General features: G+C 60.5%; 13 protein-coding genes. 3 read left to right on the top strand and 10 right to left on the bottom strand.

Going from position 1 to position 13,001, the window contains the following annotated elements:
- The first annotated feature begins 71 nt into the window (after positions 1–71).
- Both EXY20_RS03250 and EXY20_RS03245 read left to right on the top strand, forming a co-directional pair.
- A complete protein-coding gene (locus EXY20_RS03250) occupies positions 72–1,838 on the top strand; it encodes an Rqc2 family fibronectin-binding protein (protein WP_135547519.1) in 1,767 nt (588 codons plus the stop codon).
- A 92-nt stretch (positions 1,839–1,930) separates the two neighbouring features.
- Complete coding sequence (locus EXY20_RS03245) at positions 1,931–2,143, top strand: twin-arginine translocase TatA/TatE family subunit (RefSeq protein WP_135547517.1); 213 nt, start codon at positions 1,931–1,933, stop codon at positions 2,141–2,143.
- A gap of 72 nt (positions 2,144–2,215) precedes the next feature.
- On the opposite strand, the gene galU is transcribed toward EXY20_RS03245, so the two are convergent.
- The 8 genes from galU to EXY20_RS03205 form a co-directional block, all read right to left on the bottom strand.
- The gene (galU, locus tag EXY20_RS03240) at positions 2,216–3,088 is read right to left on the bottom strand and encodes a UTP--glucose-1-phosphate uridylyltransferase GalU (protein ID WP_135547515.1); all 873 of its coding nucleotides are present in this window, start codon (positions 3,086–3,088) and stop codon (positions 2,216–2,218) included.
- Positions 3,089–3,140: 52 nt separating this feature from the next.
- The gene (locus tag EXY20_RS03235; RefSeq protein WP_135547513.1) at positions 3,141–4,004 is read right to left on the bottom strand and encodes a PHP domain-containing protein; all 864 of its coding nucleotides are present in this window, start codon (positions 4,002–4,004) and stop codon (positions 3,141–3,143) included.
- A 28-nt stretch (positions 4,005–4,032) separates the two neighbouring features.
- Positions 4,033–4,944 carry a selenium metabolism-associated LysR family transcriptional regulator gene (locus tag EXY20_RS03230; RefSeq protein WP_135547511.1) on the bottom strand — a complete coding sequence of 304 codons (912 nt, stop codon included), beginning with the start codon at positions 4,942–4,944 and terminating at the stop codon, positions 4,033–4,035.
- Positions 4,945–5,099: 155 nt separating this feature from the next.
- The gene (locus EXY20_RS03225) at positions 5,100–5,534 is read right to left on the bottom strand and encodes a hypothetical protein (protein WP_135547509.1); all 435 of its coding nucleotides are present in this window, start codon (positions 5,532–5,534) and stop codon (positions 5,100–5,102) included.
- Between the two features lie 180 nt (positions 5,535–5,714).
- Complete coding sequence (locus tag EXY20_RS03220; protein WP_135547506.1) at positions 5,715–5,978, bottom strand: YlbG family protein; 264 nt, start codon at positions 5,976–5,978, stop codon at positions 5,715–5,717.
- 148 nt (positions 5,979–6,126) lie between these two features.
- Positions 6,127–6,582: a YlbF family regulator gene (locus EXY20_RS03215; RefSeq protein WP_135547504.1), complete on the bottom strand. Its 456-nt coding sequence runs from the start codon at positions 6,580–6,582 to the stop codon at positions 6,127–6,129.
- A gap of 46 nt (positions 6,583–6,628) precedes the next feature.
- The gene (locus EXY20_RS03210) at positions 6,629–8,548 is read right to left on the bottom strand and encodes a helicase-associated domain-containing protein (RefSeq protein ID WP_135547502.1); all 1,920 of its coding nucleotides are present in this window, start codon (positions 8,546–8,548) and stop codon (positions 6,629–6,631) included.
- Positions 8,545–10,254 (bottom strand): DNA repair helicase XPB, encoded by a 1,710-nt coding sequence (locus EXY20_RS03205; protein ID WP_135547500.1) that lies wholly within the window; start codon positions 10,252–10,254, stop codon positions 8,545–8,547. Before EXY20_RS03205 ends, EXY20_RS03210 begins: the two co-directional genes overlap by 4 nt.
- 146 nt (positions 10,255–10,400) lie before the next feature.
- Here EXY20_RS03205 and EXY20_RS03200 point away from each other — a divergent pair, with 146 nt between their 5' ends.
- Positions 10,401–11,180, top strand: coding sequence for a thermonuclease family protein (locus tag EXY20_RS03200; protein ID WP_235885320.1), 780 nt, complete (start codon positions 10,401–10,403; stop codon positions 11,178–11,180).
- Between the two features lie 55 nt (positions 11,181–11,235).
- On the opposite strand, the gene EXY20_RS03195 is transcribed toward EXY20_RS03200, so the two are convergent.
- The gene (locus tag EXY20_RS03195) at positions 11,236–11,676 is read right to left on the bottom strand and encodes a CBS domain-containing protein (RefSeq protein ID WP_135547498.1); all 441 of its coding nucleotides are present in this window, start codon (positions 11,674–11,676) and stop codon (positions 11,236–11,238) included.
- A gap of 78 nt (positions 11,677–11,754) precedes the next feature.
- Positions 11,755–12,981 carry an amidohydrolase gene (locus EXY20_RS03190; RefSeq protein ID WP_235885319.1) on the bottom strand — a complete coding sequence of 409 codons (1,227 nt, stop codon included), beginning with the start codon at positions 12,979–12,981 and terminating at the stop codon, positions 11,755–11,757.
- Between the last annotated feature and the right edge of the window lie 20 nt (positions 12,982–13,001).

Below are 13,001 nucleotides of genomic sequence, written 5' to 3'. Positions count from 1 at the left end.
GAGCTGCCCCTTAAATTTTGCCGCCATTTATGGCATGATAGAGGAATCTTGGACAGGAGTGAATACGACCTATGGCATTGGACGGACTCGTCGTCCGCGCGCTTGTGCACGAGCTGGCATGCTGCGCCGGCGGACGAATCGGCAAAATTCACCAACCGACAGAAAACGATATCGTGCTGAACATTCGCGCGCAAGGAACCAATTGGCGGCTGCTCATTTCGGCCAGCCCTACGTATCCGCGCCTTCATCTTACCGAAAGCTCTTACCCGAACCCGCAGGAAGCGCCGATGTTCTGCATGCTGCTGCGCAAACATTTCGAAGGGGCGATCCTCGAATCGGTCGAGCAGGTCGACAGCGAGCGCATTATTCGGCTGCAGGCGAGGCAGCGCGACGAGCTGGGCGATCTGAGCGTGAAAACAATTGTCGTCGAACTGATGGGCCGGCACAGCAACATCATTATCGTCGATCCGGCGACCGGCACGATCGTCGACGGCATTCACCACGTCACGCCTGCGATCAGCAGCTACCGCATCGTCATGCCCGGCAGCGCCTATGTCGCCCCGCCGGATCAAGGCAAAGCGTCGCCGCTTGCGGCCGATCGCGCTTCGTTCCTCGTTGCGGCGGACGGCGCAGGCGCACGCGACGACAAATCGGCGACCCAGTGGCTGGTGGCGCATTACAACGGCATCAGCCCGCTCGTCGCGACGGAAATCGCCTATCGCGCCGCCCGCGATCAAACCGCAGGCGCCTCGGACGCAATCGCACCGGAGGCGCTGTGGTCCGCGTTCGACGGTGTAATGGCCGACATGCGCCAGCACGACTATTCGCCGGCCATCGTCGCGACGGACAACGGCAAAACGGTGTTTTCGGTCGTGCGGCTGACGCACGCGGCAGGCGACGAGCAGCCGTTCGCCTCTGTCAGCGCATGCCTCGAAAGCTATTACGGCGACAAGGCGCTGCGCGATACGGTGAAGCAGCGAACAGCCGATTTGCACCGTTTCCTGCAAAACGAAAGAAGCAAAAACGTCAAAAAGCTGGGCAAGCTGGAAGAAACGCTGGAGGAAGCGAAGGACGCGGACAAATACCGCATTCGCGGCGAGCTGTTGACCGCTTCGCTGCATACGTTGAAAAAAGGAGACAAGGAAGCGGTCGTCGTCAACTACTACGACGAGGATCAGGCGACGCTGGCGATTCCGCTCGACCCGCTGCTGACTCCTTCCGAAAACGCGCAAAAATATTTTCGCCGCTACAACAAGAGCAAAACGAGCCTGACCGCCGCCGCGCAGCAATTGAGCGAAACGCACGAGGAAATTCGCTACCTGGACACGGTGCTGCAGCAGCTCGATAACGCCGGCCTGGCCGACATCGAAGAAATCCGCGCCGAGCTGGCGGAGCAAGGCTATGTGCGCAGGCGCGCCGGCAAGAAGGACGCCAAGAAGCAAAAAGCGGCCAAAATCAGCGTCACCCGTTTCACTTCGAGCGAAGGCGTCGCGATCTATGTCGGCAAAAACAATACGCAGAACGAGTATGTAACCAACCGGATGGCCGAAGCGAACGATACGTGGCTGCACACGAAGGACATTCCCGGCTCGCATGTCGTGATCCGCAGCCAGTCGTTCGGGGAGCCGACGCTGCATGAAGCGGCGCAGCTGGCGGCTTATTTCAGCCAGGCGAAAATGTCGGCCAACGTACCGGTCGATTACACGCTGATCCGGCATGTGCGCAAGCCGAACGGGGCCAAACCGGGTTACGTCATCTACGACAACCAGAAAACGCTGTTCGTCACCCCCGACGAGCAGCAGATCAAAACGCTGAAGCAGGAAACGGCGTCCCGTTGACGTGAAGCCGACACCAAACGTTTGCATGCTTTTTCCGGCTGCAGGGTGTATACTACAAGTAACATGGCATTGTCGGAATCGAGGTGGAACGTATGGGCGATCTGTTTACGCCGGGTCACATCATGCTGGTGATTATCGCCGCCCTGCTCCTGTTCGGACCGCGCAAGCTCCCCGAGCTGGGACGGGCGCTGGGCAGAACCGTGACGGAGTTCAAGAAAGGCACCCGCGGTTTGGCCGACGATGACGCCGAGCCGGAGAAGACCAAACCGCTGCCGGTTGCGGCGGAAGAACAGCCGAAGGCGTAGCTTCTGATTGTGGATCGTTGGAAAAAAAACGTCGCTCCGTTGCGGAGCGACGTTTTTTTGGAGAGTTTCCGTTTACTTCCATCGTTTTACAACCTCGAGCAAATATTCCTTCAGCTCCGCCCCGAGCTCCTCGCGCTTGAGCGCAAACTCGATCGTCGCTTCGATATAGCCGAACTTATCGCCCGTGTCGTAGCGTTTGCCCTGCTGCAGGTACGCCACCATCGACTTGCGCGCATTCAGCACGCGAAGCGCGTCGGTCAGCTGGATTTCGCCGCCGCGTCCGGGTGTCGCCGCTTCCAGAATATCGAAGATGTCCGGCTCCAGCACATACCGGCCAATAACCGCCAAATTGGACGGCGCCTGCCCGATTTCCGGCTTCTCCACCAAATCTTCGATATAGGAAACGAGCTTCGTTCCGTGCGAAGGCGAAATAATGCCGTACTTGTTGACATCCTCCCAAGGCACTTCCATCGCGCCGATCACCGACGTGCCGTGCTCTTCGTACAAATCCATCATTTGCTTCAGGCACGGCGGATCGGAATCGATGATATCGTCGCCGAGGAGAACCGCAAACGGCTCATTGCCGATAAACTTGCGCGCGCAATACACCGCATGGCCGAGCCCGAGCGGCTCCTTCTGGCGAATGTAATGGACGTCGACGAGATTGGAGACGTTCTGGACGAGGCCGAGCAGCTCGCGGTTGCCTTTCTCTTCGAGCATACGCTCCAGCTCCGCCGATTTGTCGAAATGATCCTCGATCGCCCGTTTATTGCGTCCGGTGACGATAATGACGTCCTCGATGCCGGAAGCGATGGCTTCCTCGACAATATACTGGATCGCCGGCTTGTCGACGATCGGCAGCATCTCCTTCGGCTGCGCCTTGGTGGCGGGCAGGAACCGGGTGCCGAGACCCGCGGCGGGAATGATCGCTTTGCGAATAGCCATTCAGACAACTCCAATCGACTAAGGTTCGTATTTACTCCCTTTAACCGGGCTTTTACTGCCGCTGCGCGCGAACGCTGCATGCTTGCCGCAGCCTGCCCAGCACAACCGCGTCAACGCGCTTCGAGCCGATCGCCCCGTGGAACACGATGCCGCCCCGTGCGCCGTGAAAATCCGAGCCCGCCGTGGCGGGCAAACCTCGTTGCTCCGCAAGTCGGGCAAACAACGCTTCTTCTTCCGGGGAATGATCGGAATGGTAAGCTTCCACGCCGTCAAATGCGCCGGAATCGAGCCATTCGGTCACAAGCGCCACATTGCGGTACAACCCGGGATGAGCCAGCACCGCCGCGCCGCCCGCTTGCCGGATCCAGCCGGCGGCGTCGAGCGGACCGTTCCGGTCCGGCGCCACATATGCCGCCGCGCCGTCGGCCAAATACCGGTCGAACGCTTCCTTCATCGACGCAACGTAGCCTTTGCGCACGAGCAGCGCGGCGATGTGCGGCCGGCCGATCGTTTCGTCCGGCTTCTTCTCGGGCACGCTCGCTTCCACTTCCTCCATCGTGATCGCCAGTCCCAATTCGCGCAGCTTCGCGGCGATCCGTTCGTTGCGCTCGTCGCGCGCCCGGCGCTGCCGCTCAAGATGCCCGAGCAGCGTTTCGTCCCGGATGTCGACAAAGTACCCCAGCACGTGAATATCCCGTCCTCCGGCCGTTGTGCTGATTTCGACGCCGGGCACGACCTCGACGCCGAGCCGTTTCCCTTCCGCCAACGCTTCCTCCACGCCGGCTACGGTATCGTGATCCGTAATCGCCACGGCGGCAAGCCCCGCGGCCGAAGCGGCGCGCACGTTGCTGGAGGGCGTTTCCAATCCGTCCGAGGCCGTCGTATGCGTGTGCAGATCGGCAAATCGGATCGACATGCCCTCACCCTCCCATTTTGCGAAAGCGCTACAGCCACTGGCTCAAATCGCGTTCGCGAATAAAATTCAAAAACGTAAGCGCCGGAATCGGCAGCATCGCCGATTTCAAATAAATCGCATAAAAGCTGCGCACGAACCGCACCCCTTCGATCGTGCGCGTCTGCAGCAGGCCAAGCGCTTCCTCGTGGCGCACCGAAGACTGCGACAGGATCGAAATGCCCAAATTCGCTTCGACCGCCGATTTGACAGCGCCCGTGCTGCCCAAATCCATTACGACCGACATCGCCCGCGGATCGCAGCCGTGCGACAGCAGCGCCTCCTCCATCACCCTTCTCGTACCCGAGCCCATCTCCCGCACGACGAACGGAAATTCCAGCGCGTCATCGAGCGTGATCGTTTCTTTGGTCAGCAGCGGATGCCCTTTGGGCAAGACAAGTTTCAACTCGTCATTCAGCACTGCCTCCACGTGCATATCGGCATGGTCGACCAGCGCTTCCACAATGCCGAAACTAAGCTGGTGCTGCAAGATGTCTTCCATAATTTGCGACGTGTTCATCACTTTCATGCTGATGGAAATATGCGGATGCTCTTTGCCGAACGGGCCGAGCAGCCGCGGCAGTATGTATTCGCCCACCGTCAGGCTGGCGCCGAGCTGCAGCCGTGCGGCAAGCAGCTGCGTGAATCGCGACATCGCGTCGTCCGTCTCGCGCATCAGATCGAGGCTGCGGCGCGCAAACGGCAGCAGCGCCCGACCCGCTTCTGTGAGCTCGACCTTCTTCGCGCTGCGCTGAACCAGCTTGACGCCGAAATGCTCCTCCAGCGACTGAATTTGCATCGTTACGGCAGGCTGGGTCAAATAAAGCGATTGCGCCGCGCCGGAAAAGCTGCCCTTCTCGACGACCGCAAAAAAAATGTGGAGCTGGTGAAAGCTGAGCGCCATAAAAAGGCTCCTTCCGCACGCACTACTAGCATTTTACCGCAAAACGGCAGGAAAAGGAAACCGGCCATTGCGGCCGGCTGCGGAGTTCCATATCGTCGTCAAAAAGCCCCGTTGTCCGCGGAGCTTTGGCACGGATAGACGTCAACCGGTGGCGCCTAACGGCGTTTGCGGCTATTTTTGATCAAGGTCATGCGGCGCGAGTGGCGAAGCCAAGAGTAGTACGTCTTCAGATCGCGCAGCTCCATCGTTTCGGACATGCGGCCGAGAAAGGTAACGACAATCATCTTGTGCAGCGGATTGCCGGCAATGTCGGTTTCTTCCATCTTGGCGAATTCGGCCACCATGACCAAATCGTCGTCGATAAGATAAACGTCCTCTTCGTTGCGGTAATATGACGTCACTTGATGATCTTTCAATTTATTCCAAAGGAAGGTGCAAATGTCCTCGAATCCGGTTTTTTCGTGCTCCACGCGGTCGATCCAACGAGTGCGGGCATGATTGGTAATAACGATATCGGCGATTTTCTTGTCGCCTAAGACAACATAAAAAGGCTCGTAGGTGCTCCATCTATCCATCATTTTGTCTCTCATTATTCCATCTCCCTCCCTGGAAGAAACGGTTCCCTCGTCCGCCTGGAGACAATGCCCGTTCTTCGAGACATCGATCATGTAGCTTCGGAATGGTGGAGCGTTGCAAAATCGGTTCTTAAGTACTATGTAGAGCGATTTACCTAATTTTACAGCAAACATCCTTATTTTCCAATCAAAATTTTACAGCGAGTAAAATCTTGTTTTATCCGGCACATTACTACTATATTCCGTCTTGATCTCATTTCGATACGACGGCTCCACTTTTTTTACGTACGGCAGGCGCTGCATATGTTTCAGCGTTTCCTCCAGCTTGGCGGCATGAATATACAGCACGACGTAATGCATTTTTTTGGAAATATAATGAATCGTTCCGAAACGCTCCAGGTTTTTGGCCGGTTTCAGGTCGTTGACCCAAACGATCAGGCCGGTTCTTTCCGTCAACATCATGGATATCCCCTTCCGCTAATCTCAAATGCGCTTCCGCCCTCTTCCGATGAGAGCGCTTTACCGCGCGGCTACGGCAGTTTGTGCCGGCGGCGCGTTGCGTCATCGACGCCGCGCGTTTGCCGACACAACAGGCCGTGCCTCGCTTCTAGCTGCAGCCGCCGCTGCAATTGCCGCCGCAACCGCCTGTCCCGCAGCTTGAGCCGGTATTCGCCTTTTCGTTGCCCGGCACTTTGATCGTTGCCGACACCGAGTGGGCAATCGTTTTGGAAACGTCGTGCAGCAGTTCGTCCAGCGCCTGTTCCGCAAGTTTAAACGACCTTATCGCTTCGCATGCGTCCATCTCCTGCTGGATGGCTTCCGCTTCTTGCTTGGCTCGATGATAGTCCGGGTGAAAATGCCCGAACCGTTCGCATTCCGCGAACAATTCCTTCTTGCGGGCGAACGTGCGGATAAGCCGCTGCGCGTCAGCGTCCGTTGCGAGCCGTAGCTGCCACTTCTTATAATCGGCTACTGCGGCCGACATATTAATCCGATCCCCGAGCTCGTAAGCCGTAGACAGGAGGATCGACATATCAAGCGCCTGCTCTTCTGCAATGCTCATTCCGATCATCTCCGTCGTTTATCGATTGATAGGCCGAACGCGGCCCTTATTCATTAATACCCGGAAGCATGATTTGCATGCATTCCCATTGTTCCTGACGCAGCTCGATCGGTTGCCCGCCGCCGTCGCGCAGCTGTCCGACAATCGACCACCCGCCGCTTTCTTCCTGCTCGATGCGCAGCGGCGTCACGATCCACTGCCGTTCGCCAGCGCCCAGCTTGACTCGCGTGCGCCAGGCAAGCGCCTGCTCGACCATCCGCCTGCGCGTCGATGCATGGTAGCTTCGGCATAGCGCGAACCAGGCTTGCGGGATGCGGCCAAATCCCGGATACAACCGTTCCGGATCACGAGGTGCCGGCACCGGTATTTCCAGATCGGGCGGCTTCGGATTGCGACTTGACGCTTGCTCCCGATTGCCTATCGTCGTGTCGAAAACGCGCGGATATAACCGATTCGACGGCATGTCGCTCCATTCGACCCGACAGCGATACGAAAGTCCCGCTTGCGCTATATTCAGTATAAGGTTTTCCGCCTGATCCCTCAATACGACAAACGCCAACTGGCCCGATTTACCGGACAGGCACATCCGCAGCTTCGGATGGCCGGCGACAGCCGCTGCCGTTCTGGCATCCGCGCACAGCAGCAGACAAGATGCGGCTGCCTGCTGCAGCCGTCCCTTACCGTCTCGCGCACGCTCGCCGGCTTGCCGCATCCACCGCCGCAGCTCGGCTGCCGCCGCTTCGGGCACGCCGTATTTGGCGTGCTGCTGCAGGAAAGCGATGGCCGTTTCCGCATCGCGGCCGTTGTCCGCGGCCCGCGCCGCGCTGGCCTGCGTCAGCTTGTATACGCTGACGACATCGGCGGTCGCGCGCTCCGCCAGCCCCATCAGCTCCCACTGCACCGCAAACGAAACGTTGGCGGAAGCAATAATTTCCAGATCCGGCTGCACGTACAGCTCGGCCCTGCTCGTTGCGCCGGCTGCCGCCGGAATGGCAGCGGCGGCGCCGTCTTCCGTCAACGCCCCGGTCGTGCGCAGCCATACCGCCGCCGAGTCCCGGCCCAGCTCCAACCAGCCGAAGCCGGCCAATTGGCACAGGATGCCTGTCGCATGTGCGGACGGCAACTCCGTGCCGTTACCGTTTATCATACCATAATGTTGCATCCACCGAAGCAAATTTTCCCACCGATTCCAACCAAGCGCCGGCAACGCCTCCAGTGCGGCGAGCATATGGCGCGCTTCGGCCGATCGCGGCGCGGCGATCCGCTTCCAGGCGGCGTATGCTTGTACCCGCAGCGTTGGATGCGGCTGATGGAGCCACGCGATCAGCGGCCGTTCGCGCAGTTCCAGCCGTTTGCCGGCGACGAGCAGCGCCAGTTCGCCCGCAAGTGCAAGCAGCAGCCCGGCATCCGGCTGCGATTGTGCGGCGGCAGCATCGTCCAACTCCGCCAAGGATGCCGCCGCTGCGTAAGCGTCGTTGTACGGCGCCATACAACCTTCCAGCTGTTTGGCGAGCTTCCTTGGCATTCGCCCCTCCTCCGGAGGCGCCGTGCCCCCTTCCAGGCCAATTCGGCCAAGCAGCTCGAGCAATCCGTGCTCAAGCCCGAGCGCAGCTCCCGCGGCAGCGGAAAATTCGGGCTCCGCGCCTTCCGGAAGAAGCGTTGCCGGGTGCCGCTTCGGCAGCAGCAGCCGCTGCCAAGCTGCCAGCATATGCGCCGGAAGCTCCAGCTTGCGCGGCTCCCGCGGCCCGTCTGCGGCTTCGCTCAGCACGCCTCTTGCTTGCAGCATCTCCAGCCCTGCCGTCGCTTCCGCCGCCGTCATGCCGCTGTATGCAGCGGCGGCCGTCAACTGCTGGGCGTCAAACGGCAAGTCGGCGAACCGGCGCAGGACGACCAGAAGCGTATTCCGCTCCCAATCCTTCATGGAAGCGAGGGCGTCCGTCAACGCCGTTTCAGCCGCGCCGCTCACGCCTGCACCCCCGCGCCCGGCAGCATTTCCGATCGGAACGGTTCCGCGGCTGCCGTTTCCACGCGATACCCGTACCCCTGCTCGGCCATAAATTGGCGCCGGCGCGCGGCAAAGTCTTGTTCCTTCGTGCCTTCCGTCACGACCGTATAGAAGTACGCCCGATTCGCTCCCGGCTTCGGCCGCAGCAGCCGGCCAAGCCGCTGCGCTTCCTCCTGGCGCGAGCCGAAGCTGCCGGACAGCTGCACGGCTACCGCCGCCGCGGGCAAATCGACGGCAAAGTTGGCTACCTTGCCGACGACAAGCAGCCGCAGCGAGCCGGCGCGGAAGCAGCGGTACAGCTCCTCGCGCTCGTCCTGCGGCGTTTCGCCGCAGATGACCGGCGCGCCGAGCGCCGCCGCAGCGGCGCGCAGTTGGCTGCGATACAGCCCGATGACGAGCGTCGGCTCGTCCTCATGACGGGCGAGCAGCTCGCGCAGCGCCTCCAGCTTGCGCGGATTTTCCGCGGCGATGCGGTGGCGCTGCTTCTCCGCCGCCTGCTCGTAGCGGCGCCGCCCGTCCGGCGGCAGCGGCACGAGCAGCTCGCAGCAGTCGACCCGCGCGATCCAGCCGCTGCGCTCCAGCGCGCGCCACGGCATGTCGAAGCGCTTCGGGCCAACGAGCGAAAAGACGTCCTGCTCATGACCGTCCTCGCGGACGAGCGTGGCCGTCATCCCCAGCCTTCGCGTCGCCTGGATATCCGCCGTGACGCGGAAGATCGGCGCCGGCAGCAAATGCACTTCGTCGTAGATGAGCAATCCCCAGTCCCGCTTCTGCAGCAGCTGCATATGCGGGAACAAGCCGCTTCGGCTCGGCCGATGCGTGAGGATGTGGTACGTCGCCACGGTAATCGGCCGCACTTGTTTCGAGCTGCCGTCGTACGCCCCTACCGTATGGCGCGGCACATTCGTTTTGCCGACGATTTCGTCGATCCATTGCCGGACGGATGTGGCGTTCGGCGTCAAAATAAGCGTCGCACAGCCAAGCTGCGCCATTGCGGCGATGCCGACGACCGTTTTGCCGGCGCCGCACGGCAGCACCACAACGCCGCTGCCGCCTTCTTCGCTGCCGCCGCGGTAGAACGCGTCGAGCGCCGCCTGCTGGTAGTCGCGCAGCCGCACGTCGCGCCGCAGCCGCAGCTCCAGCGTTTCGCCGGCGTGATAGCCGGCCGTATCGCGCACCGGGTAGCCCAGCCTCATCAGCTCCCGCTTGATCGTGCCGCGCAGGGCCGCCGGCAGCTCAGCCCGAGCGCCGTCTTCGCTTATGCCGTGCGGAAACAAGCCGCCGATGCTCGGATAAGCGGCAAGCTTGCGCAGCAGCCCCGGTTCAGCAGCAAGCAGCCGAAGCTGCCCTTCCCCGCTTGCCTCCAGCGTCAGCAAGCCGTAGCGGTTCATCAGCGTCCGCAATTCTGCCGCCACCTTGGCCGGCACGGCGAGCTTGCCGTATCGCTGCAGGAAGCCGAGCGCCGCTTCGGCAGTCATCCCGGCCGCCGCGGCGTTCCACAGCGACAGCGGGGTCATCTGATACGTATGAAGCCGATCCGGACTTTTGACCAATTCGGCGAACGTGGCGAGCGTTTCGCGCACTTCCTCGAACGCGGGATGGTCCGTCTCCAGCAGCACCGCCAGATCGTGCCGGACGAACAGCGGCGAATCCGCTTGTGCGAACATCGTATTCCTCCTCGTCGGCTGCGGGGAAACGAATTCCCGTATAGCCGGAATACATTTACCTTGTAGTATGAAAGAAATCGTTGCAAAATAAACCGGCGGCCTTCTACAATGAGAGGATCAGCGAAGAATGGCGGTGTTTGGGTTTCATGGCAAAAAGGTTTCTGTGGAGTATGCTCATCCTTATCGGCTTGGCGGCGGCTGTCGGCTGCTCCTCGTCCGATTCCGCGAACGACGCATCGTCGTTTGCCGCAGCGGTGCGCGGCAAGTATCCCGAATTGAAAGAAAACGCTTATACCGTTGACAAAGTGAAACGGGTCGTGGACGGCGATACGTTCGAACTGGAGAATGGCGACAAAGTGAGGCTGATCGGCGTCGATACGCCGGAAAGCACGAAGGAAATCGAGCCGTTCGGGAAAGAAGCGAGCGCGTATGCGAAGGAACAGTTGACGGGACAAACTGTATACCTGTTCCGCGACGCCGGCAACAAAGATACATACGGCCGTCTGCTGCGCTATGTATTTATCGCGGGAAATACGGAGATGTTCAACGAAACGCTCGTGCGCGAAGGGTACGCCAATCCGATGACCGTGCCGCCGAACGTCATCTATGCCAAAACGTTCGTGGCGCTGGAGCGTACCGCCCGAGAACAGAAGAAAGGGTTGTGGGGCGATCCCGCGGCGGCGAATGCCGCTACGGCTTCCAAACCGCCGGCGTCCCAGGCGCCTTCCGGCGATTCGGCGAAACAAGCCGGCGTGCCGGCATCAACCGCTTGCGCCAAACCGGCGATCAAAGGCAACATCAATTCCAAGAAGGAAAAAATATACCATTTGCCCGGCGGACGCTACTATGAGCAAACCGTTGCCGAGCAGTTGTTCTGTACCGAAGCCGAAGCGAAGACGGCCGGTTTCCGCAAATCGGCGGAATAGCCGCATGTATGCAAATCGCCCCTGTCCGTTTAGAAGCGGACAGGGGCGATTGCCGTTATTTGGCGGCGCCGGTGAACGACTTGTTCGATTCGGAAATTTTGCTGAGCGCTTCGCCCGCTTCATCCTCGAATTTCGTGCGCACCGCCATGTCGCCGATCGCGACGACGCCGACCAGGTTGCCGTGCTCGACGACCGGCAGCCGGCGAATTTGTTCGTTCGCCATCAGCTTGGCCGCATCGTCGACCGACGTCTCCGGATTGACCGTCGTCAGCTGTTCGCTGAGCACTTCCTGTATGGCCGTCGAGCCGGAATGTTTCTCCGCGTAACCTCTTACCACAAGGTCGCGGTCCGTGACGACGCCGACCAGCTTCTTGCCGTCCAGCACGGGAATGAATCCGATGTTGTGCTGCTTCATTTTGAGTGCGGCTTCAAACACATTGTCCTGCAGCGTTAACGTCACGCAGTCCGTACTCATGATTTCTTTGACGGTTTTCAAGGCGAGTCGCTCCCTCCAGGCGTAAGAAGTGTCGAACGACATTAGCTTTGCCCGAAGCGCGGATTTCATGCGGACGCGTTACCGATTCGCCGCCGCGGCATGGCTCGCCTGGTAATCGAGGCACAAGCCGGCGAGCAGCGCGGCTGACTGCTTCATCGCGTCCTCGTCGATATCGAACTGCGGATGGTGATGCGGCGCCGTTGCGCCTTTCTCCTCATTGCCCGCCCCGACGAAAATGAAACAGCCCGGCTTGATTTGCAAATAGTAGGCAAAATCTTCTCCCGCCATAATGAGCGGTAGCGGCCGGACGCTGGCTTCGCCAAACAGATTCGCCGCGACGTCCTTGCATCGCCGCGCTTCATTAGCGTCATTAACTACTGCCGGATAGCCGTCGATATAGTCGATGTCGCACGCCGCTCCGAACATTGCGCATGTCGTCTCGGCGATAGCTTCGATTCTGCCCCGGATCTGCCGTTTGACGTCCGGGTCGAATGTGCGCACGGTGCCGGACAGCACGCACGTTTCGGAGATGACGTTAAAGCCCGTACCGGCATGCAGCATGCCGATGGACACCACGCACGGATCGGCGGGATTGACGCTGCGGCTGACGATTGTCTGCAAATTGACGATCAAGTGCGCGCCGACCACAATGCTGTCCACCGTCTGATGGGGCAGCGCGCCGTGCCCGCCTTTTCCTTTGATCCGGATCACGAATTCGTCCGGCGCCGCCATGACCGGCCCCGCGGCGGTGTGGATGCCGCCCGCCGCGAACGGCGTCCACAAATGCACGCCGTATATGACGTCGACGCCGTCCAGCGCGCCGTCCGCAATCATGGCCTTGGCACCGCCGGGGCATACTTCCTCCGCCGGCTGGAACAGGAACACGGCATTGCCTTGCATCTCGTCTTTGCCGCCGGCGAGCAGCCGGGCCGCGCCGAGCAGCGCCGCGGTATGCCCGTCATGGCCGCAGGCGTGCATCACGCCGGGCACTTGCGACTTGTACGGCACCGTCTTCTCGTCCTGAATCGGCAGCGCGTCCATGTCCGCTCGCAGCGCTACGGTCGGCCCCGGCTTGGCGCCGCGCAGCAGGCCGACAATGCCATGGCCGCCGACGCCGGTTCGCACTTCGATGCCGATTGATTCCAGCACTTCCGCCACGAATCGGGACGTCTTCTCCTCCCGGTACGACAACTCGGGGTTCATATGCAGATGACGCCGCCAGGCGACCATATCCGGGAATATCGTTTCCACTTGTTTGCCGAGCTCCATCCGCCGCACCCCTTTCGTTTGAGGCAACTTTGTCATCTTTGCTTCCTATTTTAGCA

Source organism: Paenibacillus cymbidii, from assembly GCF_004764705.1.
GTDB classification, from domain to species: domain Bacteria; phylum Bacillota; class Bacilli; order Paenibacillales; family NBRC-103111; genus Paenibacillus_AN; species Paenibacillus_AN cymbidii.
Note: the sequence above shows the minus strand (reverse complement) of the source record. Positions and strands in the feature narration are given on the sequence as shown.